The 23,972-nt window shown below is 65.9% G+C and carries 22 protein-coding genes and 1 pseudogene; 13 read left to right on the forward strand and 10 right to left on the reverse strand.

The window, feature by feature from the left end:
• Nucleotides 1–115 precede the first annotated feature (115 nt).
• Entirely contained in the window at nt 116–451 is a 336-nt protein-coding gene (locus CR162_RS22170) for a hypothetical protein (RefSeq protein WP_141563237.1), read from the reverse strand.
• Between the two features lie 370 nt (nt 452–821).
• On the opposite strand from CR162_RS22170, the gene CR162_RS22175 reads away from it, so the two are divergent.
• Nucleotides 822–1,478, forward strand: coding sequence for a hypothetical protein (locus CR162_RS22175; RefSeq protein ID WP_141563238.1), 657 nt, complete (start codon nt 822–824; stop codon nt 1,476–1,478).
• Here CR162_RS22175 and tnpC read toward each other — a convergent pair.
• The 3 genes from tnpC to tnpA are packed head-to-tail and all read right to left on the reverse strand — an operon-like array spanning nt 1,361 to nt 3,703.
• Complete coding sequence (gene tnpC, locus CR162_RS18730) at nt 1,361–2,947, reverse strand: IS66 family transposase (RefSeq protein ID WP_099097046.1); 1,587 nt, start codon at nt 2,945–2,947, stop codon at nt 1,361–1,363. The genes CR162_RS22175 and tnpC overlap by 118 nt on opposite strands.
• A gap of 13 nt (nt 2,948–2,960) precedes the next feature.
• Nucleotides 2,961–3,317, reverse strand: coding sequence for an IS66 family insertion sequence element accessory protein TnpB (gene tnpB / locus CR162_RS18735; RefSeq protein ID WP_099097047.1), 357 nt, complete (start codon nt 3,315–3,317; stop codon nt 2,961–2,963).
• Entirely contained in the window at nt 3,314–3,703 is a 390-nt protein-coding gene (gene tnpA, locus CR162_RS18740) for an IS66-like element accessory protein TnpA (RefSeq protein WP_176559925.1), read from the reverse strand. The genes tnpB and tnpA overlap by 4 nt, the downstream gene beginning before the upstream one ends.
• Nucleotides 3,704–3,832: 129 nt before the next feature.
• Here tnpA and CR162_RS18745 point away from each other — a divergent pair.
• Nucleotides 3,833–4,162: pseudogene (locus tag CR162_RS18745) on the forward strand (transposase); the annotation flags it as partial.
• Nucleotides 4,163–4,348: 186 nt separating this feature from the next.
• On the opposite strand, the gene hmpA reads toward CR162_RS18745, so the two are convergent.
• A complete protein-coding gene (gene hmpA, locus CR162_RS18750) occupies nt 4,349–5,560 on the reverse strand; it encodes an NO-inducible flavohemoprotein (RefSeq protein ID WP_099097049.1) in 1,212 nt (403 codons plus the stop codon).
• 274 nt (nt 5,561–5,834) lie between these two features.
• Between hmpA and CR162_RS18755 the strand changes: the two genes are divergently transcribed.
• Nucleotides 5,835–7,247: a DUF305 domain-containing protein gene (locus CR162_RS18755; protein ID WP_176559926.1), complete on the forward strand. Its 1,413-nt coding sequence runs from the start codon at nt 5,835–5,837 to the stop codon at nt 7,245–7,247.
• Between the two features lie 54 nt (nt 7,248–7,301).
• Here CR162_RS18755 and CR162_RS18760 read toward each other — a convergent pair whose 3' ends face one another.
• The gene (locus tag CR162_RS18760; protein WP_099097050.1) at nt 7,302–8,507 is read right to left on the reverse strand and encodes an NnrS family protein; all 1,206 of its coding nucleotides are present in this window, start codon (nt 8,505–8,507) and stop codon (nt 7,302–7,304) included.
• A 578-nt stretch (nt 8,508–9,085) separates the two neighbouring features.
• On the opposite strand from CR162_RS18760, the gene catB reads away from it, so the two are divergent.
• Complete coding sequence (catB, locus tag CR162_RS18765; RefSeq protein WP_099097078.1) at nt 9,086–9,724, forward strand: type B chloramphenicol O-acetyltransferase; 639 nt, start codon at nt 9,086–9,088, stop codon at nt 9,722–9,724.
• Nucleotides 9,725–9,906: 182 nt separating this feature from the next.
• On the opposite strand, the gene CR162_RS18770 is transcribed toward catB, so the two are convergent.
• A complete protein-coding gene (locus CR162_RS18770) occupies nt 9,907–10,761 on the reverse strand; it encodes a hypothetical protein (protein ID WP_099097051.1) in 855 nt (284 codons plus the stop codon).
• Between the two features lie 71 nt (nt 10,762–10,832).
• Between CR162_RS18770 and CR162_RS18775 the strand changes: the two genes are divergently transcribed.
• Entirely contained in the window at nt 10,833–11,783 is a 951-nt protein-coding gene (locus tag CR162_RS18775) for an IS481 family transposase (RefSeq protein WP_099097052.1), read from the forward strand.
• A gap of 30 nt (nt 11,784–11,813) precedes the next feature.
• Here CR162_RS18775 and CR162_RS18780 read toward each other — a convergent pair.
• Nucleotides 11,814–12,616 (reverse strand): IS5 family transposase gene (locus CR162_RS18780; RefSeq protein WP_408887463.1). Its coding sequence is split into 2 segments (ribosomal slippage): nt 11,814–12,271 and nt 12,271–12,616, totalling 804 coding nucleotides; the frame shifts between segments, so codons are not numbered across the junction.
• A 168-nt stretch (nt 12,617–12,784) separates the two neighbouring features.
• On the opposite strand from CR162_RS18780, the gene CR162_RS18785 reads away from it, so the two are divergent.
• Nucleotides 12,785–13,168 carry a c-type cytochrome gene (locus CR162_RS18785; protein ID WP_099097054.1) on the forward strand — a complete coding sequence of 128 codons (384 nt, stop codon included), beginning with the start codon at nt 12,785–12,787 and terminating at the stop codon, nt 13,166–13,168.
• Nucleotides 13,169–13,214: 46 nt separating this feature from the next.
• Here CR162_RS18785 and CR162_RS18790 read toward each other — a convergent pair whose 3' ends face one another.
• Together CR162_RS18790 and CR162_RS22180 are read right to left on the reverse strand one after the other, a co-directional pair.
• On the reverse strand, nt 13,215–13,667 hold the full coding sequence (locus CR162_RS18790; protein WP_176559927.1) for a DUF4142 domain-containing protein: 453 nt from the start codon (nt 13,665–13,667) through the stop codon (nt 13,215–13,217).
• A gap of 220 nt (nt 13,668–13,887) precedes the next feature.
• A complete protein-coding gene (locus CR162_RS22180; protein WP_141563239.1) occupies nt 13,888–14,778 on the reverse strand; it encodes a ferritin-like domain-containing protein in 891 nt (296 codons plus the stop codon).
• A gap of 161 nt (nt 14,779–14,939) precedes the next feature.
• Between CR162_RS22180 and CR162_RS18800 the strand changes: the two genes are divergently transcribed.
• The 7 genes from CR162_RS18800 to CR162_RS18830 are packed head-to-tail and all read left to right on the forward strand — an operon-like array spanning nt 14,940 to nt 23,969.
• Complete coding sequence (locus tag CR162_RS18800) at nt 14,940–17,270, forward strand: NosR/NirI family protein (protein WP_218014935.1); 2,331 nt, start codon at nt 14,940–14,942, stop codon at nt 17,268–17,270.
• 14 nt (nt 17,271–17,284) lie between these two features.
• The gene (nosZ, locus tag CR162_RS18805; protein WP_099097057.1) at nt 17,285–19,222 is read left to right on the forward strand and encodes a TAT-dependent nitrous-oxide reductase; all 1,938 of its coding nucleotides are present in this window, start codon (nt 17,285–17,287) and stop codon (nt 19,220–19,222) included.
• Nucleotides 19,222–20,559 carry a nitrous oxide reductase family maturation protein NosD gene (locus CR162_RS18810; protein ID WP_099097058.1) on the forward strand — a complete coding sequence of 446 codons (1,338 nt, stop codon included), beginning with the start codon at nt 19,222–19,224 and terminating at the stop codon, nt 20,557–20,559. The genes nosZ and CR162_RS18810 overlap by 1 nt, the downstream gene beginning before the upstream one ends.
• Nucleotides 20,556–21,476 (forward strand): ABC transporter ATP-binding protein, encoded by a 921-nt coding sequence (locus tag CR162_RS18815; protein ID WP_099097059.1) that lies wholly within the window; start codon nt 20,556–20,558, stop codon nt 21,474–21,476. The genes CR162_RS18810 and CR162_RS18815 overlap by 4 nt, the downstream gene beginning before the upstream one ends.
• Nucleotides 21,473–22,303 carry an ABC transporter permease subunit gene (locus tag CR162_RS18820; RefSeq protein WP_099097060.1) on the forward strand — a complete coding sequence of 277 codons (831 nt, stop codon included), beginning with the start codon at nt 21,473–21,475 and terminating at the stop codon, nt 22,301–22,303. Before CR162_RS18815 ends, CR162_RS18820 begins: the two co-directional genes overlap by 4 nt.
• A gap of 32 nt (nt 22,304–22,335) precedes the next feature.
• The gene (locus CR162_RS18825) at nt 22,336–22,959 is read left to right on the forward strand and encodes a nitrous oxide reductase accessory protein NosL (RefSeq protein WP_245870491.1); all 624 of its coding nucleotides are present in this window, start codon (nt 22,336–22,338) and stop codon (nt 22,957–22,959) included.
• Between the two features lie 11 nt (nt 22,960–22,970).
• Complete coding sequence (locus CR162_RS18830) at nt 22,971–23,969, forward strand: FAD:protein FMN transferase (protein WP_099097062.1); 999 nt, start codon at nt 22,971–22,973, stop codon at nt 23,967–23,969.
• Nucleotides 23,970–23,972: the final 3 nt, after the last annotated feature.

Genomic DNA, 23,972 nt, shown 5'->3' on the forward strand with positions numbered 1-23,972 from the left:
CCCCCGACTGTCCCTGCACCCTGAGGGGGAACCACTCTCGATGTCCGCGGAGCGGACAACCGTACCTTGTCGGGAGCAGAGGCCCGGAAGAAGACCTGTCCCCTTTCCCCGCCGATCAATCCACCCGCCAGCAGCGCCAGCCATCCTGCCACCGGCGGAAGGTGAAGCGACGATTGGCCCAGAGCCGACTGCCCAGGCCCCCGAAATTCGCCTGGCGCAGCATGTCGAGCGCACGCCGGGCGTTCTTCACCAGCCGCGTGCGATCAGCACCTTCCGCGGGAGGGATGTAGAAGCTGTCGCCTGGCTGCAGGGTCAGGAAAGGGTACTTCCGGGGCCGGCCGGGCGATCGCAGAGGCGGCAGCGCCACCTTCGCGGCCTTCCGAAAAGGGGTCGAGATGCTGCACAGATCACCCCAGTCAGCTTCGGCGCGCTTCTTTGCAGGCTTGCCCATACTCCGACCTCAGCATGCCATCCTGAATAACAATACAGAACAATTGCTTAACCGGCAGTCTCCGCAGGAGTTTTCGGGAGAGATTTGCGCGGGAATTCTGTGATCCTGGAGGCATCACCGCCATCCTGGCTGGAGAGCTGCCAGCCGTGACGAGGATCGCCCAGCATGCTCTGTGACCTGCTGCACAGATGCGAGGCTGCCGGTCACGGCTGGAGGCCTCGCAGGCGATGGTCCGCGCCGCGGCCTGCATTCCTGGGGCCCGGATGACAATCCGTCCCAGGCCCCGTGATCCGCAGCGGCCATGGTATGCCTGGGCTGCCGGCAGAAGGCTGCCTGACACGGCGCCCGCCGATGATCCCTGGCGGGAGGGGTGACGACGGCCCGCTCCAGGGCCCGCGACCTGGCGCCGGAGCTGCGGTCCGTGGTGCTGACCCACTACCCGGATGCCGAGACGCTGGACCTGATGCGGCCCGGCGGCGAGGTGCCGCTGGCGGTGCTGCAGGAGGCCAACCGCGCCGTGGCCGCCGAGATGCTGCGGCAGGGCGTGGTGGTGCTGGTGCAGCAGGCCGACCGGGCCGCCGCCCGGCGCTGGCGGGATGCGTGGCAGGACGGCGCCGGTGGCCCTGCCGCCTGGCGCGACCGCAGCCGCCTGCTGCACGGCGCCGAGGCCCTGCGGCGGATCGGCGTGGAGGCTCCGGCTCCATCGCGCCCGGAGAAGGGCGCCGGCACCCCGGCCGACCGGCTGGTGCGGCTCTTCGCCAGCGAGGATGGCGCCGCCTTCGAGGCCTGCACCGAAGCCCTGATCGCCCAGGGGCGCGACGGCGTGCTGGAGCAGGTGGCGCGCAAGGTGGCGCAGATTGCCCGCTACGACCGCCCCGACACGCTGTTCGTAAGCGCTGCCTTGGAACCCTACGCGGCAGCGCTGGACGTCTGCTCACCGGCTTTGGCCCAGCACCACGGCATGAGTTCGTCGATGCGGCTATTGGGCCAGCCGTTGACGAGCCGGGTCAGCACGTCGGTGAAATAGCGCTGCGGATCGACACCGTTCAGCTTGCAGGTCTCCACCAGGGAGGCGATGGCGGCCCAGCGGGCGCCACCATCATCGCCGCTGGCAAACAGCGCGTTCTTGCGGCTGAGGCAGATCGGCCGGATCGCCCGCTCCACGGTGTTGTTGTCGACCTCGATGTGGCCGTCGTCGAGGAACCGCTCCAGTCCCTGCCGGTGGTTCAGCGCGTAGCGGATCGCCTCCGCTGTCGGGCTGCTCCGCGGCAGGCGCCCGAGCTGGGCGTCGAGCCAGGTGAACAACCCCGCCACCAGCGGCCGACTGCGGGCCTGGCGCACCGTCAGACGTTCCTCGGCCGGACGGCCGCGGATCTCCGCCTCGATGGCGTAGAGGGCGGCGATACGTTGCAGGACCTCTGCAGCGATCGGCGCCGCGCCGCCTTTGGCCAGGTCAAAGAACCCGCGGCGGACATGCGCCCAGCAGAATGCCAGCGTCACATCCCCGCCGGTGGCCAGTGCCTTGTAGGCGGCGTAGCCGTCGCACTGGACAATGCCGCGATAGCCTGCCAGCAGCGCCCTGGCATGCTCCTGTCCGCGGCCGGGCGCGTAGCGGAACACCACGGCGGGCGGATCCGTGCCGCCCCAGGGCCGGTCGTCGCGCGCCAGCGCCCAGGCATACCCCTTCTTCACCTTGCCGCGTCCGGGGTCGAGCACCGGCAGGGTCGTCTCATCGGCGAACAGCCGGGCCGAGGCGAGCAGGATCTCGCGCAGGCGACGCACCACCGGCCGGATCTCCTGGGCGGCGGTCCCCAGCCAGTCGGCCAGTACCTCCCGACCCAGCGGCAGCCCCTGCCGCGCCAGCATCTGTGCCTGGCGATACAGTGGCAGGTGGTCGGCATAGCGGGCCACCAGCACCTGGGCGACGGTGGCCTCGGTTGGCAGCCCGCCGGGCACCAGACGCTCTGGTGCGGGCGCCTGCAGCACCACGCCAGGACAGGCGCGGCAGGCCAGCTTGGGGCGCCTGGTTACCAGCACCCGGAACTGCGCTGGCAGCACATCGAGGCGCTCGGCGCTGTCGACGCCGATCTCGACCAAGGCGCCCGCACAGCAGGGGCAGGTCTCCCGCTTGGGCAGAAGCACCTGCTCGACGCGCGGCAGATGCGTCGGCAACTGGCCACGGTTGCCGCGGCGGCGCTTCGCCTGTTGCTCTTTCAGGCCCTTCGAGCGCTGGCCTGCCTCGGCCTCGCTGGCCGCCAGCGTGGCCTCGATCTCCTCGAACGCGAACAGCAGTTGATCGTCGGGCAGCCGCTCCGATTTCTGCCCGAACTGCCGCCGCTTCAGCGTCAGCAGCAGGTGGTGCAACTGCTCGTTCCGGGCTGCCAGTGCGTCGCGCTCGGCCAGGGCGGCATCGCGCTGCTCCAGCGCCGCCAACAGCAGGGTCCGCAGCGCGGCGGAATCCTCTGGCAGGTTCGGCGTGTTGTCCGCGGCGCCCATCACGCCCGCGAGTCTACGCAGGCACGCTCGGCGTGGGAATCCGTTTCGCGCTCTGCACCCGCGTCCAGTCGATGCCGTCGAACAGCGCGGCGAACTCCACCGGCGTCAGCCGCACCGCGCCGTCAACAACCGGCGGCCAGCGGAATGCCCCACCCTCTAGTTGCTTGGCGATCAAGACCAGTCCGCTGCCGTCCCAGAGCACGATCTTGATCCGGTCGGCACGCTTGGCCCGGAACACCAGCACCACTCCCGAGAATGGATCGGCGCTCAGCACCTCCGCTGCCAGGGCCGCCAGGGCATGCGCGCCTTTGCGGAAGTCCACCGGCTGGCTGGCCAGCAGCACCCGCGCCCCAGAGGGGAGCGTGATCACCCTTCCAGCGCCGCAGCCAGCCGGGCCACCGCCACGGCATCCACTGTCCCAAAGACCCGCAGCACCCGGCCGTTGCACAGCACCACCTCGATGCCCGCGCCCATTCCGCTGCTTACCAGATCAGCCGTGTTCTGCGGCGCTGTCTCCGGACAGGCGCCAACCAGCAGCGGTACGAAGGGCGATGCCTGCCTCGCCACCCGTCTGGCAGGACGGCCCTCCGCCTCCCTGCGCCAGCGATGCAGCAGGCTGGGCGAGATCCCGTGCCGCTGCGCCACCTCCAATACCCGCGTGCCAGGCGCTGCTGTCTCCATCAGCAGCCGCGCCTTCATCTCCGGCGAGTAGCTTCGGCGCCGTTCGCCACGAGTGACGATCTCCACCCGCTCCATCGCCACAGTGCCTGCACCAGTGCTAGCACCTGCGCCCTTCAGCATCCCTGCCATCGCCACACCTCCGCGACGGCCTACCTCTCAGCCACACCATCCTCACGCAAGAAGGGTGCTGTGACCGCGCTTACCACGCTGGATGCCGTGCCGTGTGTCCGGATTGGTAGCCCTGGCCGACCCCGTCGCAGGCCGCGCAAGCTGCACGCCGATAAGGCTTACGATCACCACCGCTGCCGACAGGAATGCCGAGACCGGGGCGTCCTTCCGCGGATCGCCCGCCGCGGCATCGAGAGCAGCCAGAGGCTGGGCAAGCACCGGTGGGTGGTCGAACGCACTTTCGCCTGGCTTAACCGCTTCCGGCGCCTCACCATCCGCTATGAGCGCCGCGTCGACATCCATCTGGCCTTTACCACGCTCGCTTGCGCTCTTGTCTGCCTCAACCAGATCCGCAGGTTCTGTTAGGTGCTTTTAGGGATCTCTCTGCACCGGCCTGCCAGGAGGGCCGATGCGAACTTATGGCTGTAAGCGGCCTGTCCGCTCTGCAAGATGAGGCAGAGCAAAGCGGACATGTGAAGCAGAGGAGGTGGCTTACACAGGAGCCCGGAAAGTGACTTGGGGGCAGGATAATGCCCCTGTGCCTGTCCCCTCTTACGCCGCAAGCAACTCGTCGGCCGGGCCAAAGAACTCGTAGTGGATCCGGTCAGCGGCCACGCCCGCGCGGGCCAAGCCGCTGACGAAGGCCCGTAGGAAGGGCTTGGGGCCGCAGAGGAAGTAGTCCGCCTCGGCCATGGGCGTGTTCCGGCTGAGCCAGTCGACGCTGATGCGGCCCTGCTCGTCGTAGTGCTGGCCCGACCGGTCCTCCGGGCGTGGCGCCTCGTAGAAGGTCGTCGCCACGATGCGGCCGTCCGAGCGCGCCGCCAGTTCGCGGACCCGGGGGCCCATGGCGTGCGTTGAACCGTCCCGCGTGCCGTGGACGTAGTGGGCGGACAGGCCAGGGCGCAGGGCGATGGTTTCCAGCATACTCATCAGGGGTGTCAGGCCCACGCCGCCGCTGACCAGCACCACCGGCCGCACCTGCGCCTGCCGCAGGAAGAACTCGCCCGCTGGCGGCGCCACCTTCAGCACCGTGCCCAGCGCGGCCCGCTCATGCAGCCAGCCCGAAGCCACCCCTTGCGGCTCGCGCTTCACGCTGATCCGGTAGGTCGCGTCGTTCGGGGCGGAGGAGATGCTGTAGTTCCGCTTCAGCGGGTGCTGGCCCGGGATGTCCAGCCAGAAGGTCAGATACTGGCCGGGGCGGTGCCGCAGCACCGGCGCCCCATCGGCGGGCCGGAGCAGGAAGGAGGTGATGATGTCGCTCTCACGTTCTTTGCCCTCCACCCGGAAGTCGCGCCAGCCGGTCCAGCCACCGGGGGCGGCGGCGAGGCTGGTGTAGATAGTCTTCTCCCGGGCGATGAGCACCTCGGCCAGGTACCAGTAGGCCTCGCCCCAGGCCGCCAGGATCTCCTCGGTTGCGGCGTCGCCAAGCACGTCCTTGATGGCGCCAAGCAAGGCGTCGGCCACATAGGGGTAGTGCTCGGGCAGGATGTTCAGACCGACATGCTTCTGGGAAATGCGCTCGACCGCCGGGGCGAGCGCTGCCAAGCCCTCGATATTGCGCGCATAGGCGAGGATGGCGGAGGCGAGCGCCTTGGGCTGTGATCCGGTCTCGCCATGATGGCTCTGGTTGAACAGGTCGCGGATAGCCTCGTTCTGGAACATCCGTTCGTACATGCGCTGGGTGATGGCGAGGCCATGGGTTTCGAGGACCGGGACGGTCGCCTTGACCAACGCGATAGTGCGGTCGCTGAGTTCGTTTGACATCTGCGTGCTCCCTTCTTTCCATCTTATCGCGCGAGGTTCTGGCACTCTTCGCACAACGCCTGCGTCGGGCTCTTGTTCCCTCAGAGAGGAGCTTACAGAGAGCCCGCTGCTGCTGCTTTGCGCTGTATCAAAGAGCCGTAAACCGATGCGCCAAAGCCCTTCAGTACCGAGTTGACCATCCGGAGAAAGACATGGCCAGCCTCGCGGCCTGGTCCGGTTGCAATGCTTGCAACTAATGCAACTCTTCTGCCTTTTCGGCTGAGGGAGAACACACATGCAGCAGTTGATCGCCGTCCTCTTGCTCGTGCTGACACCTGTCGCCGCGATGGCACATGTGAAGTGGTTCGAGGCGTATGAGGTCGCGGCGACGCCAGTGCCAATCGGGGCCACCTTGTCGCTGCCCTATTTCTGGATCGGGCTCGGGTTGGTCCTCCTGTTCTTCATTGTGACGACCCTACTCGAGCGCCGCTCACCGGGCATGGCCGTGATGAGGGGGCTCGACACGATCTCCGCTCCCCTGCGGAGTAACGCGGATCATTTTCTTGTTGCGGTGCTGTTCGCCTTTTTCGTGGCACTTTTTGCCGTGGGCGGCACCTACCTTACTCCGGACCTGAAAACGGAAGCGGGCTGGGTGCCCTGGGCGCAGCTTGTCATCGCGCTTCTGCTTCCGGCGCGTCGGACGCGTCCGATTGCGGCAGCGGCCATTGTGCTTCTCTGGCTCGTGACACTGCGCGATTACGATCTGTTCCACTTGTTTGATTATCTGGCGCTTGGTCTTGGGCTCGCGGGCTACCTGCTTCTCTCTGGCCTGCCTGAAGGAACATGGCATGCCCGTCGCTTTGCCGTGCTGCGGTGGGGTATCGCGCTTGCGTTGATGTGGTCGAGCCTGGAGAAATTCATGTATCCGCAGTGGTTCCTCCCACTGCTGGAAGAACGGCCTTACCTCGCCTTCGGCATTCCCTTCGGCCCCTACACGACCATGGCAGGCGTTGCCGAGTTCACGCTGGGCTTTGGGCTGCTCTGGACGCCTCTGGTGCGTCGCCTTTCCGCTCTCGCGCTGTTCGCGCTCATGTTCGCGGCGGTTTACCCCTTTGGCCGCGTGGACATGATCGGGCACGCCACCATTCTGGTGTCACTGCTGGTCGTCATCGCCGACCCGGGCCGCGAGGGGGCAGCGTTGGAGGTGGCGCCGCGCAACCGGTGGGCTACTCCCCTCGTGCCCGTAGGGCTGGCCTTAGCCTTGGCAGTCTCTATGGGCTCCTACACCGCGCTTCATCAGGTGATCTACGCGCATGGTGGTCCATCTTTGGCCATGCTCAGGGCCAGCACGGAGCGTACGGCGCAGGGCGGCGCAGCACCCGGCGGCTTCTGGCGCGGAACGGAGCATTATCACGGCCATGGCCACGCCAGCGCCGCTCCTCAGGCAAGCGCCAGCGCGGCCATGCAGGATGCCATGGAGGAGATGCACGCCGCGATGGGCCGCGTCCGTGTCACGGGTGAGTTGGACCGCGACTTCATCGCGCTGATGCTGCCGCATCACGAAGGAGCCGTGGCAATGGCGCGGCTGTATCTGGAGAGCGGACAGGATCCGCGCCTGCGGCAACTCGCCGAACAGATCGTGGCCGGGCAGGAGGCCGAGATTGGCCACATGCATAGCTGGGGCGGGCCCGGCACCGCGTCACGGTAGAACGCGGCGGGCGGCGAATCCTATATCACCGACTAGACAGCACTTCGCTGCCACTCAGCCCGGCTTCCCGTCCGCCCTTGGCCATAGCAGCATTGGCCCATGCGCGGCCAGGAAGAGGCCGAAGGCCGTGATCCAGAGCGCACCAGCGGCGGTAAATGGCAGCATGCCAGGTAGCAGTTCTGGCCCGAAGGCGCGCAGTGCTGCGGCCACGGGCAGGAGCAGCCAAGCGGCCACCATCGCGCGGGACGCCCGCAACGGATATCCGGTATGGCCAAGCGTCGCGCGCGGCATCACGGCCAGGATCATCAGCCCGATCGCGCTGATGCCCTGCAAATGCAGCCAGTTCGCCGCCCATGTTGCGTCCCCGAGCAGGTATGCCGCCTTCACCGAGAGAGCCACCGGCGTCATGAGGTAGGCCAGATGCAGCACCCACAGGATCGGCTGGCCAAGCGTCCGCAGCCCCAACCAGCGCGAGAGGCGCAGCATCGCCAGCACCGCCGCCGCTGTAGCGGCCGCTCCGGCCAGTAAGCCGCCGGGTGCCACCAGATCCACCACGGTGACGGCCAGCAACGCCGCGACGCCAGCGGTGTCTACGCCCGGCAGGGGCTGCGGCTCGATATCCTGCCCTGCTGCCCTGAGGGCATTGCGGGTAAAAGCCGGGATGATGCGCCCGCCGATCAGGCCCACCAGAAGCAGGGCGACGTTGAGCGACAGAAGTTCTCCGCTTTCGAAGGTGCCCTCCCACCATCCAGCTGCCTCCCCGAGCATGAGGACGTCCCCTGCCCAGAAGGCGAGGAGCAGTCCGGGCGGCCCGAGCAGGCGCGGCGTCGCGGCCCGCATGAGCGCAGGCAGCACAGTAACGAGCAGCGCCGGAATGGGCAGCAACGCGATAGGCACGGCGATGTTCACCGGCACCGGCGAGCCGGGCAGCAGAACCAGGCGCGCCACGACGAACAGCATCGCCAGCAGCACCAAGGGCGCGCCTGAGTAGGCAGCGCGGCCCGTCCAGTTCGGAATGGCGGTGAGGAGGAAGCCGGAGAGGGCGGCGCCAACGAAGCCTGCCAGCATCTCGTGTCCGTGCCAGCGGGCACCCGGCAGCGGTCCATCTGGTAGGCCGCCCCCATGCAGGGCTACGAGCCACAACACGACCGTGACGACCGCCCAGATCGCACATATCAGGAAGAAGGGCCGTAGCCCCTGGCGGAAGAGGGCGAAGCCTGCAGGAGCCGCAGCCTCCGGCGGTGTATTGGCTGTACTCATCTTGTCTCCGAACCTGACGCATTATACGGAAGCAGTTATGCGGGCTTCCGGACAGCTTACCTGTTCCGTTCGGGCTTGGCGGCTTCTCTGAGCGTTAAGCATCCCTGTTGGCGCTGAAGCCATGAGCACCCAAGGTCCGCCTCCACTCTGGCCAGCCCATCGGCAACAAGCCGCATGCCGCCTTTGAGGAGTTGCTCCGGTCGCTCCAGACGGCCGCTGCTGGCGCACAGCTATCATGACCAGGTTTGCCCGGAAGCGGCCAGGCCGCTTTCGAGCCCCAGCCCTGAGGGAGCGGACCTCATTTCCAGAAGCGCGCTTGCCGGCTGCTGACCCTTCCAAGCTACTCAGCATGGATTCCGGAAAGCCTGGAAGCTGCCATAGCCGCACTTGGCATCAGGGACCGACTAATCCATCATCCCGGAATGAAGGCTGCTCTGAGTACCACCAGCGTCGCGCTTCCGCGTCTCTGACGCGAGAAGCTGGAGGCAGGCGACCCAACGGGCGTCTGTGGGAGTTCGCTCGCGCTCAGTGGGTGGACTGTCGCCGCACGTGCGGCTCGCAAGCAAATGGTGCTCATTATGGACAATATCTTCGAAAGCCCCTTCAAGGGCATTACCCTCGATCGCCTCGTCACCCATCCTAACATCCGTGTCGGGCGATACAGTTATTACTCCGGCTACTACCACGGCCATGGTTTCGACGATTGCGCGCGCTTCCTCCTGCCAGACGAGGGCGCGGATAAGCTCGTCATCGGCTCGTTCTGTTCGATCGGCTCGGGGGCGGCCTTCATCATGGCCGGGAACCAGGGACACCGGAGCGACTGGATCAGCACCTTCCCGTTCTTCTGGATGCCCGAAGTCCCCGCTTTCGCCGGGGCGGAGAATGGGTTCCAACCGGCTGGCGATACGCTGGTTGGGAATGACGTCTGGATCGGGTCCGAGGCCATCATCATGCCCGGCGTCATGATCGGGGACGGCGCGGTCATCGGGACACGGGCTCTGGTGACGAAGGATGTCGAGTCCTACGTGATCGTCGGTGGGAACCCTGCCAGGGTCATCCGGAAGCGTTTCAGCGACTCCGACGTTGCCAAGCTGCTCGAACTTCGCTGGTGGAACTGGAGCGATGATGAACTGCGGCAGGCCATGCCGATCCTGACCAGTGGCGACGTTGCGGCCCTTCATCGCCATTGGCGGGAGATCATCGAACCCGCGGGGTGATCACCGCCTTCCTCGACTGCCCGTCCTTTTTTGAAAGCGGATGGGTAGGTTTCAATCTGTCTCAGCCAGCGGACGTCCAGAGGACCATGTCCGCTTTGTGGAAAGTTCCTGAGCCGCCTGAATGACGGAAATGGGCGCGAAGCCGACGTCGAGGCTGCCGGCAGTAGGGTTATGCCATTGATCTAGCGGCGTCGCCGAGGAGCGCGCGTGCGAGGTGTCTTAGCTGTGTGATGGGCGCTGCATTCCTTGAACGTCCTGTCCGCACGTGTCGACGGTGCTTGAGCCTTGCGCCCTTTCAGCCCGTTTCGATCCTGATTCGCGTAAGCGGACTGACCCAGAGTGCCGCGCATGGCCTTCGGCGCCCACAAGGCTGCCGGCCCGCCCGCATCGTAACTGGCAATGGCCTGATCCAGCTTGCGCGTGATGGTGTCCTGGTCAGGTTCGGCATGCACCGGTCCGCCGGGTTTCGGCAGGTGCATCTGGTGCACCGGGTTCCAGGCATAGTCGCGCAGCACCCGGACCCGCCGGTCATCCACCGCGCTGAGCATCACCTCGTCCAGCGCCGCGCTGTAGGATAGGCGGCCTTCCGCCACCTGCGGTGCCACCAGGCGCAGGGTCAATGCCTCCAGGCTGATCCTGGGCTGCGATCGCGGTGCGGCCCCGAGACGCTCCGCCGCCCGGCCCTGCACCTCCAGGTTCAGGCTCATCTGCCGCACCGCCGGCGCCAAGATCTCGGCCTGCCGGTTCTCCCGCGCCCTTTGCACGAGCTGCGTTTCCGGCAGATCTGCCTTCTGCCGCGTCTGCCGCCGCCGCATGCCCTCCTGGAAGGTGTGGCGCGCCGTCTGCGACAGCTCCTGGAACTGGCGCAGCAGGGCCAGTGCGCTGTCCTTCACCGGCGCGCGGCCGAAGTTCCGCGCCACATTGGCCCAGGCCGCATCCAGCGCCGCCTGGCCCGCGAGCTTCGGGGCGTTCACCGGCCTGCGGTCCTCGACCTCCCGCGCCTCGGCGCCGAGGCTGCCGACGATGTGGCTGGCCACGCGAGGCCGGCTAAGTGTTTAGTCCCAGATTGTGGTGGTACGGTGAACCATCATGCTGCGAGGGAAGCGCTATGGGCCAAGTTCTGCACGGCTGCGCCCGTACGACAGAGGCAGTTCGTCGCGCGATCCAGCTACAGCAAGAAAGCGTAAGGGCTCTCGCCCGGCGCTACGGCGTCAGCCCCACCACCATCCAGAAATGGCGCAAGCGCTCGACGACCGCGGATGCCCGCATGGGACCGAAAGAGCCTCGCTCTTCCGTTCTGACGCTCGAGGAGGAGGCCATCGTCGTTGCCTTCCGTCGGCACACCCTGCTGCCGCTCGATGACTGCCTCTACGCCCTGCAGCCCACCATCGCGCATCTGACGCGCTCGACACTGCACCGCTGCCTGGAGCGGCACGGCATCAGCCGCCTGCCGCAGGTTGGAGGCGACAAGCCGCCCAAGCAGCGCTTCGTTACCTATCCCATCGGCTACTTTCACATCAACCTGGCCGAGGTCAGCACAGCCGAGGGCAAGCTGCGTCTCTTCGTCGCCATCGATCGTACCAGCAAGTTCGTCTTTGTCCGTCTGGTCGAGAGCGCAGGAAAGATGGAAGCGGCGGATTTCCTGCGGGACCTGATCGAGGCCATTCCTTACCGCATCCACACCGTGCTGACCGACAATGGCGTGCAGTTCACCGCGCGCAAGCAGGACATCTGGGACAGCCAGCACATCTTCGACCGGGTCTGCGATGAGCACGACATCAAGCACAAGCTGACGAAGGTGAACCATCCCTGGACCAACGGGCAGGTCGAGCGGATGAACCGCACCATTAAGGAAGCAACCGTCAGGCGCTTCCATTACGACAGCCATGAGCAGCTTCGCGCCCACCTACAGCTCTTCGTCGATGCCTACAATCATGCCCGCCGCCTGAAGATGCTGCGCGGTCTCACACCCAACGAATTCATCTATCAAACCTGGACGAAAGAGCCCGAACGCTTCAGGCTCGATCCGTCACACCACACCCCGGGACCATACACTTAGCCGGAATCCCCCGAATACTTACAGCGCCTTTCAAAACCTCTCCTGAAGTGCGTTGAGGCAGATGAGGGAGCAGGCGAGTGCGGTGAGGGCATGGTGGATGTCGAGCCTGCGCTCGTAGCGGATGGCCAGGCGGCGGAAGCGGTTGACCCATGCGAATGTGCGCTCGATGACCCATCTGTGCTTGCCCAGCCTCTGGCTGCTCTCGATGCCGCGGCGTGCGATCCGGTGTTTGATCCCGCGCCGAAGGCAGGCGCGACGGCAGCGGCGGTGGTCATAGGCCTTATCGGCATGCAACTTGTCCGGCCTGCGTCGGGGTCGCCCGGGTTTTCCTGCAACAGGAGGCACGGCATCGAGCAGGTCCTCGAAAGGCTTGCTGTCGTGGGTGTTGGCGCCGGTCAGCAGGAAGGCGAGCGGGATGCCGCGTCGGTCAGTGACGAAGTGCCGCTTGGTGCCTGCCTTGCCGCGGTCCGTCGGGTTCGCCCCGGTTCCGGCGCCCCCCTTTTCGCCGCAATGGACGCGCTGTCGACGCAGGCACGGGTCCAGTCGATGCGGTCGGCCTGGCGCAGGCGCCGCAGCAACTCCCGGTGCAACCGGTCCCACACACCAGTTTGCTGCCAGTCCCGCAGCCGCCGCCAGCAGGTGACGCCGGATCCACAGCCCATCTCCCGTGGCAGCATCTCCCACGGAATGCCGGAGCGCAGCACAAAGAGGATGCCGCTCAAGGCAGCACGGGGCGGTATAACCGGCCGTCCACCCTTCGGCTTGGGCCGTTCGGGCGGCAACAGCGGCTCGATCACCGACCAGAGTTCGTCCGAGATCAGGGGCTTCGCCATGATCCTCAGATCGGTGCGACCCTGCCGTCCGTCCAGGTTTTGAAAGGCGCTGTTAGCCGCCGCGCCTATACCCCTTTTGTCGGACGTATTAACATCAACGATGGCACCGCGGCAGCGTTTCTCGAATAGGCTGCAGACCAAGGAAGTAGGTAGAGGAGGTTCAGATAGATGATTCGATATATTGCTCCATTCGCCTCGCTTATGGCCCTTGCTCTTGCGGCGGCGCCTGTAGCCGCCCAAGACGCCGAGGCTGGTCAGCGCGCATTCAATCAATGCCGCGCCTGCCATACAATCAATGAGGGCGCACGCAGCGGTGTTGGCCCCAACCTGCACGGCGTGATCGGGCGCAAGGCCGCCTCCCTTGAAGGATTCCGCTACTCTAAAGCAATGCAGGACAAGGGCGCAGAGGGTTTGGTCTGGAATGAGGAGAGCCTAAATCCCTATCTGCGCAGCCCGCGAGAGGTGGTGCCAGGGACGACGATGTCCTTCCCTGGGCTGAAAGATGAGAAGCGCCTTCAGGATCTTCTCGCTTATCTCAAGCAGCAGAGCTGAAGGAAAGAAAGGTGGGCGAGTCCTCGCCCACCGATGCTCAGGACCCCTAACCCTTGAGGGCCCGGGCCTTAGACAGGTGAGCTTGCAAAACAGGCAGGTGGGCTGCTGCCCAGCGCTTCAGTTCCTCGTTGTCCCCGACCTGCGCGTAGTTGCGGAACAGATCGACCGCTATCAGCGGGGCCTGTGACTGCTGTTGCGTGTAAAGCGCCTGGAAGTTGCCGCCCTGCGCATCGCGGAGCTGGGTGATCCAGGTGCGGTGTTGTTCGCTCATTTCCTGCGGCACCTTTGCGCCTTGTGGCGCATTCTTGCGCAGCTTTTCCATATCCTGCGCATGGGCTGCCAGCACAGCCTGCGCGAAGTTGCGCTGAGCGTCGTCCCGGGACCGCTCCAGCGCCAGTTTCGCCGCTTCTGTCTGAAATATCGCGTGCGAAGCGGCAAGCTCGACGAATTTCGGTGCTGAAAGAACTTCGGAGCCGCGATGTCCCGCCGTACCGCTCATCTGCGTGCTTTGTTCCTGCCGGCCGGTCCCGGGTTGCGCAGAGGCCGGCTGGTCGGGGCCACTCTGGGCCAGAGCTGGCAGGGAAAGGATTGCAGAGAGCGCTGCCACAAGGGGAAAGCTTTTTCTCATAGCTCGTGCTCCGGAAAGAATGGAAGGGGCTGACGGCCATCTCTGCGGTTCTGCCCAACCCTCCAACCGTATCACCCTCCAGTGGTTGCGTTCATTGTTCCTCGGGCAATTGGCGCAACAGAGAAAGGCGTGAGATGGCACGCCCGGCCAGTGCCTGCAGGCGGCGAACCATGGCCTCGTCCCGCGCGAGATCGGCCGCCTCCAGATAGGCTTCGGCGGCCTGCTCGGACAGGCGCAGCATCTCGCCCAATACGTTTGAATGTTCGGCAGGAGCGGCCTTCACGGCAGTGGTGCCTTCAGCCCCGGACAAGGAACTTGCATCCTGTGCCATCTCAAGCGCCTCTTCGGCCAAGCGTTTGATTTCCGTGGAAGCCTTTCGCTGCTGCCTGGCAAGGGCCGGAAGAAACCTGGCCAGGAGCCGCTCAGCCTCTATCGCCTTCGATGCCAGACGTTGCGGCGCAGGGGTACCCGTGCTGCCGCGGCCTTCCGCATGAAAAGCGCGGCGCCGCTCACGACGCCGCAATGCGGTGCGTTGCAACCCTTCCCGCGCCATATGCTCGGCCGCCGCTTGAACGGCAGGCTCATCCGTGTGGGCGGCGACATAGCTCCAGAACGCGAAGAATCGTTCCTCATCGCGCACGGCCATCGAGAAGACACTATATGGGGAAACGAGTCTCGATGAGGCAGCGTTGCGCGCTTCCTCATCATCGAAGGCTTCAGATGGATTCCACCGTAGATTCGACGAATCGGGCACCGCGCCGATGAGATCGGAGGACCATCTCCGAACATGCTCCGCGTGATTGCGCTTCTCTGCGGCAAGATTCTGGAACAGCTCAGCCAGTTTTTTCCGCGCGGTCGCTGCCATGTGATCCGCTAAATCAGTGTAACGGCGTTCCATATTTTGATCAATTGCCTCTGCGATTGCGAGAAGCTCCGCGAGCGAACGTACAGCTGCGGGAGGTTCACTCTTCAGAAGGAGCATGTCTGTTTCTTTCTTCTAGAATTCGGCAAATAATGAGAATTCCTAAAGGTTGAACGCAATTCTAGACCGTGTCATCCACTGGCTTATCTTGTTGACAGTTTGCGCTGGAGCAAAGAGGCGGCTTTCCGTAGCTGCTATAAACACCAGGGTGGAGAACGCGGGTGATCGGCTTGTCGCGTGGAACTTGGTGTTCTTTCCTTGATCGGGAGGCTGAGTGGCATCACGCCATTCGGCGCTTTTTCGTGGTTCTGTGCCTGTTGCTGGCGGCATGGCCTGCTCCTGCCAGCGCTGCGCGCCTGGCCGGTTTTCTACCCAATCTTGAAGCCGCCGACATCTTTCCCGGCGCCGATCGGCTCGGCACCCCACAAGGTGAGCCGCCGCTCGCACCCGCTTACGCGGGAAACAGGCTTCTCGGCCATGTCTGGTTGAACACCGACGTCACTGACGCGACAGGCTATTCCGGCAAACCGATCCACATTCTGGTAGCGGCAGACACACGGGGCGTGATCCGCGGCATTCGACTAGTCGATCACAAAGAGCCGATCGTGCTGATCGGCATTCCAGAGCAGCGGATTCTCGCCGCCCTGAACCACCTGATCGGACTGGAAACGGGTCCCATTGCTCGGGGAGAAACGCGCCCACCGCAAACCGATATCGTGAGCGGCGCGACCGTGACCGTCCTGGTTATGGCCGACAGCGTCGTTCGCTCCGCGATCCGCCTGCATCGCGCGAGGCGGTTTGGTGCCGCATCGGCGGGCGGCGCGGCGGCCCCGGCTCAAGCGCCTGCGGCATTGCCGCCGGCCACGCTGACCTCGGGGCCGGGCGAGGTGCGTGACTGGGAAAGTCTGCTGGGCGATGGCTCTGTTCGCCGGCTGCATCTCTCGGTCGGCGATGTGAACGAGGCCTTTACCCGCCACGAAAATCCCGCAGCGGCGGAGAGCCCTGAACCGGGTCCGCCGGACGAAACGTTTATCGACCTTTACGCGGCCCTAGTCACCACTCCTACGATCGGCCGCAGCCTGCTGGGCGATGCCGGCTATGAGCAATTGCTGAGAAGGCTGCGCCCTGGCCAGCACGCCATCCTGGTAGCCGGGGAAGGCCTCTACTCCTTCAAAGGTTCCGGCTATGTGCGGGGCGGCATCTTCGACCGCATTGAACTGTTGCAGGATGGGCGCAGCTTGCGCTTCCGGGACCGTGACCACCAGCGCCTGGGGGACATCGCTGCGGCAGGCGCTCCGTCCCTGCCCGAGATCGCACTGTTCACCCTACCGGAAAACTTCAGCCTCAACCCCACCGAGCCCTGGGAATTGCAGCTCCTGGTGCAGCGCGCGATTGGCGTGCGGGACAAGGCATTTCTGAGCTTTGAGCTGGGATACCGCCTGCCCGAGCAATATATCAGCCGCCCGCCTACGCCGACGCCTGCGGTGGCACCATCGCTCCCTGCTGCTGCTGCGACGACGGCGCCGGCCGCCGAGGAAGCACCGCATGATCCGCTGGAGGAGCCGCTTTGGCAGCGGATCTGGCGTGCCAAGACTCTGGATATCGGCATCACCGCGGTAGCATTGATGATCCTGACCGGGATTTTCTTCTTCCAGGATCAACTGGTGCGTCGGCCGGTCTTGTTCCGGTGGGTGAGGCTGGGCTTCCTGTCATGGACGCTTGTATGGCTGGGCTGGTACGCGAATGCGCAGCTATCGGTCGTCAATGTGCTGACATTCAGCAGCTCCTTGCTGACCGGCTTTAGCTGGAACTACTTTCTCACCTCGCCGCTGATCTTCATCCTGTGGTGCGGCGTGGCCGCGGCGCTGATCTTCTGGGGGCGGGGCGTTTTCTGCGGATGGCTCTGTCCCTTCGGCGCGTTGCAGGAATTGCTGTCGGCCGCGGCGCAGAAGCTGAAGGTGCCGCAGGTCGTCATGCCCTGGGGGCTGCATGAGCGGCTGTGGCCGGTCAAGTATGTCATCTTTCTGGGGCTGTTCGGCCTCTCGCTGTATTCCGTCACGCTGGCGGAACAGGCGGCCGAGGTGGAGCCTTTCAAGACCGCCATCATCCTGAAGTTCATACGCGACTGGCCGTTCGCCCTCTATGCTGTCGGGTTGCTGGCCGCCGGATTGTTCATCGAGCGCTTCTTCTGCCGTTATCTCTGCCCGCTCGGTGCCGCGCTTGCCATTCCGGGTCGCCTGCGCACCTTCGAGTGGCTGAAGCGGTGGCCCGAATGCGGTAGCCCCTGCCAGCGCTGCGCCCGCGAATGTCCGGTGCAGAGCATCCATCCCGAGGGCAACATCAACCCGAACGAGTGCATCTACTGCATGCACTGCCAGGAACTCTACCGCGCCGAAGACCGCTGCCCGCACAACATCCAGAAGCGGCTGAAGCGTGAGAAGCAGATCGCGCTGAGCGCGGTACCCTTACCCAGCGCAGGCAAGGGGCCGAAGACTAGCATCACCCGGACAGAGAAAGGTGTGGCGGGAAAGCCCGCCACTTCCAGTCCATGACGAAGGATAAGCACATGTCGGGCGACACGGAAGACAAGGGCATCAACCGGCGCAAGCTGCTTGGCACCACCGCGGCCGTCGGCGTGGCGGGCGCGGCCGTGGGCGCCGGCGTCTCGCAACTGGTTGTTCCGGCAGAGGCGCAGACCCGGCAGCAGCCAGGGCAACAGGCGCGTCCGGGGCAGCAGAGCTACGAGGTGAAGCCCGGGGAGCTCGACGAGTACTATACCTTCTTCTCTTCAGGTCAGTCCGGGGAGCTTCGGATCTACGGCCTGCCCTCGATGCGCGAGCTGATCCGCGTCCCCGTGTTCAACCGCGACAGCGCTACGGGGTGGGGCCAGACCAACGAGAGCCTGAAGGTGCTGACCGAGGGGCTGACCGAGGATTCGAAAGAGTATCTTCGCCGCATCGGCAAGGTGACCTACGACAGCGGTGATCTTCACCACCCGCACCTTTCCTTCACGGACGGGACCTATGACGGGCGCTACCTTTTCGCCAACGACAAGCTGAACACGCGGGTCTGCCGCATCCGCCTCGACGTGATGCGCTGTGACAAGATCATCCAACTCCCGAACCAGCACACGGTGCATGGGCTGCGAGTGCAGAAATACCCGCGCACCGGATATGTCTTCTGCAATGGCGAGGACCGGGTTCCCGTCCCGAATGATGGACGCGACCTCGACAAGCCGGAAAATTACCGCTCCATCTTCACCGCGGTGGATGGCGACACCATGAAGGTCGCCTGGCAGATCATCGTGGATGGCAACCTCGACAACGTGGATGCCGACTACCAGGGCAAATACGCCTTCGCCACCTGCTACAACTCGGAAGGCGGCGTGACGCTGGCCGACATGATGGCAGCGGAGCAGGACTGGGTCGTCATCTTCAACCTGAAGCGCATCGAGGAGGCGGTGAAGCGCGGCGACTACAAGGAGATCGGCGGTGTCCCGGTGTTGGAGGGCGGCAAGGGCTCGCCCTTCACGCGCTACGTGCCGGTGCCCAACAGCCCGCACGGCATCAACACGGCGCCGGACGGCATCCATGTGGTGGCGAATGGCAAGCTTTCGCCCACTGCCACGGTTTTCGACGTCCGCAAGTTCGACGACCTGTTCGAGGACAAGATTCAGCCGCGTGAAACGGTGGTGGCGGAGCCGGAACTGGGCCTCGGCCCGCTGCACACCGCCTTCGACAACAAGGGCAATGCCTATACCACGCTGTTCATCGACAGCCAGGTCTGTAAGTGGAACATCGAGGCGGCGAAGCGCGCCTTCCGTGGCGAGAAGGCCAACTATCTGATCCAGAAGCTGGATGTCCACTACCAGCCCGGCCACAACCACACTTCCATGGGGCAGACCAAGGAGGCGGATGGCAAGTGGCTCATCAGCCTGAACAAATTCTCCAAGGACCGCTTCCTGAATGTGGGGCCTCTGAAGCCGGAGAACGACCAGCTCATTGACATCTCCGGCGACCGCATGCGCCTTGTGCATGACGGCCCGAGCTATGCCGAGCCGCACGACGCCACCATCGTCCACCGTTCCAAGATCAACCCGGTCCACCGCTTCAGCCGCGACGATCCCTTTTTCGCGGATGCGGTGCGGCAGGCCCAGGCGGATGGCGTGGACCTGACGGCCGACAGCAAGGTGGTTCGTGACGGCGAGAAGGTCCGGGTCTACATGACCTCGATGGCGCCGCAATTCGGGCTCGAGGAGTTCCGCGTCCGACAGGGCGAGGAAGTCACGGTCTATGTCACCAACATCGACGACGTCGAGGACCTGACTCACGGCTTCGCCATCATCAACTACGGCATCAGCATGGAAGTCCCGCCGCAGGCCACGGCCTCTGTGACCTTCCGGGCGGAGCGGCCGGGCGTCTACTGGTATTTCTGCACCTGGTTCTGCCACGCCATGCACATGGAGATGAAGGGTCGCATGCTGGTGGAGGCGCAGAGCACGTAATGCTGCGCGCCGGTCTCCTTCCGGCCCTCTTTGTCGCGGCGGTTCTGCCCGCCGCGGCGCGTCCTCTCGCGCCAGGAGAAGATGTGCAGGCGGCGGTGGAGACTGCGGCCGTGGGCGAGGTGCTGGAGCTGCTGCCCGGCCTTCATCACGGCCCGGTGCTGCTCGACCGTCCCGTCACGCTGGCGGGGCGGGAAGGCGCGGTGCTGGAAGGGCCAGGACAGGGCAGCATCGTCACTGTCACGGCCGAGGGCGCCGCCGTGCGCGGCCTGCTGCTGCGCGGCTCCGGCTCCGATGTTCCAGGCATGGACAGCGCTGTGCTGCTGCGCCAATCCGCGAAGCGAGCCGTGGTCGAAGGCAACCGGATGGAAGGCAATCTTTTCGGCGTCTATGTCCACGGCGCGGAAGGAGCAGTGGTGCGTGGCAACACCATCCTCGGGCGCGCGGGCGGGCGGATGGCAGAGCATGGCGATGGCGTCGCGGTCTGGAACGCGCCCGGCGCGCGGATCGAGAGCAACGACATCCGCTTCGGGCGCGACGGCATCTTCGTCAAGACCAGCAAGCAGAACATCTTCACCGGAAACCGTCTCCGCGATCTGCGCTTTGGTGTCCACTACATGTACACCAACAACAGCGAGGTTAGTGGCAACATCTCCAGCGGCAATCATGTCGGCTACGCCATCATGTTCTCGCAGCGCCTGTCGGTGCGCGATAACATCTCGGAAGGAGACCGCGACCATGGGCTGCTGTTCAACTATGCCAATGGGTCGACCATCACGAACAATTGGGTGATCGGCCAGACCGCTGCCACGGATCGCCGCGCGGAAGACCAGGTGGACCGGGAGCATGCCGTGCCCGTCGGCGACGAGGTCAGCGGTGTGGCACCGACGAAATGCGTCTTCATCTACAATGCCAACCGCAACCACTTCACCGGCAACCGCTTCGAAGGCTGCGGCATCGGCGTCCATTTCACGGCCGGCTCGGAGGGCAACGAGATCACAGGAAACGCTTTCATCGGCAACCGCACCCAGGTGAAATATGTCGGTACGCGGCACCTGGACTGGTCACGGGCGGGGCGGGGCAATTACTGGTCCGACAACGCAGCCTTCGATCTGGACCGCGATGGCATCGCCGATGCCGCGTATCGCCCGAACGATCTGGTGGACCGCGTGCTGTGGGTGGCGCCGAGCGCCAAAATTCTGCTGAACAGCCCGGCCGTCCAGGTGCTGCGCTGGGCGCAGTCCCAGTTCCCCGCCATCCTGCCGGGCGGGGTGGTGGATAGCCGTCCCCTGGTCACGCCGCCCCCGCTGCCCGAAGCGGCGCCAGGATGGCCGCGATGAAGGCCGATCTGCCGTTGATCGGGCTGGAAGGCGTGGCCAAGCGTTACGGCGCGGTGGAAGCGGTGCGCGATGTCTCCTTCTCCCTGCCAGCCGGCGCCCGCGTCGCGCTGGTGGGCCATAACGGCGCCGGCAAGACCACGCTGATGAAGCTGATGCTGGGGCTGATCCGCCCCAGCGCCGGCCGACTGCATGTGCTGGGCCAGGACCCCGCCGAGGGCGCGGCCGAGACGCGCCGCCGCCTCGGCTGGCTGCCTGAGAATGTCACCTTCAACCCCGCGCTGACGGGGCGCGAGCTGCTGTGTTTCTTTGCCCGGCTGAAGGGCGAGCCGGTCAGCGGCGCGGATGCGCTGCTGGAGCGCGTGGGGCTCGGCGCCGCCTCGCGCCGGCGCGTCGGCGGCTATTCCAAGGGCATGCGCCAGCGCCTCGGCTTGGCCCAGGCGCTGCTCGGCAGCCCCCGCGCGCTGCTGCTGGACGAGCCGACCACGGGCCTCGACCCGGAAGTGCGCCAGGGCCTTTACAGCATGTTGTCGGATCTGGCGGAGGGCGGCACCACGGTGCTCCTGTCCTCCCACGCGCTGGAGGAGCTGGAGGGGCAGGTGGAGCGCGTCGTCATCCTGGACCATGGCAGCGTGGTGGCGGATGGTACCGTGGCGGAGCTGCGCCGGCTGGCGCGCCTGCCGATCCGCCTGCGGCTGACCCTCGCGGGCGAGGAAGCGCCGGAATGGTTCGGCCCCGCCGGGGCCGTGCGGCAGCCCGGCCCCGGCTTTTTCGAAGTTTCCTGCACGCCGGAGGCGAAGATGGAACTGCTGCGCCAGGCCACCGGGGACCGGCGCATCGCCGACCTCGACCTGCTGCCGCCGACGCTGGACGAATTGTACAGCCATTTCCTCCGTCTCCGGCAGGAGGCCGCGCGATGAGGGGCGTGCTTCTGGTCGCCGGCAAGGAGATCCGTGAGGGGATGCGGAACCGCTGGGTGCTGGCCGCGACGCTGCTTCTGGCGGCGCTGGCGCTCACCCTGACCTTTCTCGGCGCGGCGCCGGCGGGGCGGGTCGGCGCCAGCGCGCTGGACGTGGTGGTGGTCAGCCTTTCCAGCCTTTCGGTCTTTCTGCTGCCGCTGATCGCCCTGCTGATCTCACATGACGCCATCGTGGGGGAGATGGAGCGCGGCACCATGCTGCTGCTGTTGAGCTACCCACTGGCGCGCTGGCAGGTGGTGCTGGGCAAGTTCCTGGGCCATCTCGCCATCCTCGCCGTCGCGACCATCCTGGGCTACGGCGCCGCCGCCCTCGCCCTGGCCCTGACGGGGCCGGCGATCGCGCCGGCAAGCTGGCAGGCCTTCGCGCTGATGATCGGCTCATCGGTCCTGCTGGGCGCGGCCTTCGTCGCGCTCGGCTACCTGGTCAGCGCCCTGGTGCGGGACCGCGGCACCGCCGCCGGCATCGCGGTCGGGCTCTGGCTCCTGATGGTGCTGATCTGGGATATGGCGCTGCTCGGCCTCCTCGTCGCGGACCAGGGCGAGAGCGTCACCGCCGGGATGCTGGACCTGCTGCTGCTGCTGAACCCGACAGATGCTTATCGCCTGTTCAATCTCGCCGGCCTGGCCGATGTCAGGATGCTGTCCGGCATGGCGGCGCTGGCCGGAAACAGCGCGCTCTCGGCCCCCGTTCTGCTCGCAGCCCTCGTCGGCTGGGCGCTAGTCCCGCTGCTCGCCGCCGCCGCCGTTTTCGCCAGGAGGGAACTATGACTCTAGCCTCCAAAGCGCTCCGCCAAGGCTCCTTGCCGGCGGCACCGGTCCCCGCGCGGCGCCGTGCTTCGGCCCTTGCCCGCGGGAAAGCCCTGCTGTCCGCCCTGGCGCTTGCGGGCTGCCTCGCCCTGGCCAACTGCGATGACCAGGAAAGCGCCGCCGCGCCGCCGCCGCCCGTCGCGCTCACGCAGGAGGCCATGGGCCATTACTGCGGCATGGCGCTGGTGGAGCATCCGGGCCCCAAGGGCCAGATCCTGTTGCGGGGCGATGAGCGCCCGGTCTGGTTCTCCTCCGCGCGGGACACGATCGCCTTCACCCTACTGGGCGAGGAGGCCAAGAGCATCCGAGCCATCTATGTCTCGGACATGGGCAAGGCGGAAAGCTGGGAGCAGCCGGGTGCCGCCAACTGGGTGGAAGCCCGGGGCGCCTTCTTTGTCCTCGGCAGCAACCGCCGGGGCGGCATGGGCGCGGAGGAGGCGGTGCCCTTCTCGGACCGCGCGGCGGCCGAGCGCTTCGCGACCGAGCATGGCGGCGCGGTGCGAAGCTTCGCGGAAGTGCCGCCCGACTGGGTTCTGGGCGATGGCGCCGCCCCCCAGGCGGGGCCGGAAGCCGGGCCCGCTCCTTCTGGCGGTGCTGAACACCGCCACACGCATTGAGGATTGGCCCCATGCAGCCTGCTGCCTCTCGCCGCCGGGTCCTTGGCATTTTCGCCGCAGCGGCCGGTTTCGGCCTGCCGGGAATCGGCGCCACGCGCGCCGAAGCTCCCCTCCTCACCTGGACGGGCCCTGTTCTCGGCGCCACAGGTTCAATCATGCTGCATCACCCGGACCGCATCGCGGCTGAGCGGCTGGTGGCCCGATGCGTCGCCGAGATCCGGCGGCTGGAAGCGCTGTTCAACCTTTGGCAGGCGGAAAGCCAGCTTTCGGCCCTAAACCGGCGCGGTATGCTGGTGGCGCCGGCGCCCGAGATGGTGGATCTGCTGACCACGGCGAAGCAGGTCGCGGCATGGAGCGACGGGGTCTTCGACCCCACCGTCCAACCCCTCTGGCTGCTTTACCGCGACCACTTTGCGGCTGAGGGCGCGGACCCCCAAGGACCCTCCCCGCACGCGCTTGCGGAGGCGCTATCACTTGTGGATCACCGGCGGCTGGTGGTGTCGCCGGATCGCATCCTGCTGACCCGGCGTGGCATGGCGGTCACGCTGAACGGCATTGCCCAGGGTTATCTGACGGACCGCATTGTGGATCTGCTGCGTGGAGGCGGGGTGGCCCAGACATTGGTGGATATGGGAGAGGCAAGGGGAGTGGGACGCCATCCCTCAGGCCGGCCCTGGCGGGCGGCGCTGGAGAACCCGGCGGCGTCGGATCACCCTTGGGCGGAACTGGACCTGACGGACCGTGCGCTAGCCACTTCTGCCGATAGCGGCTTCGTCTTTGACGGCGCCGGCCGTTTTACCCATCTGCTGGATCCGCGCAGCGGCCAAAGCCCGCGCCGATACCGTACGGTTTCGGTTCTGGCACCGGAGGCCACTATGGCCGACGCCTTTTCCACGGCCTTCGCTCTGATGCCTGAACCCGCCATTGCGGCGGCGCTGCGTGGCAGGTCGGATGTGGAGGCGCATCTTCTGCGCCCCGACGGCTCTACGGCGCTGCTGCGCGGCATATAAATG

The organism is Teichococcus rhizosphaerae (genome assembly GCF_002631185.1).
Taxonomy (GTDB): domain Bacteria; phylum Pseudomonadota; class Alphaproteobacteria; order Acetobacterales; family Acetobacteraceae; genus Pseudoroseomonas; species Pseudoroseomonas rhizosphaerae.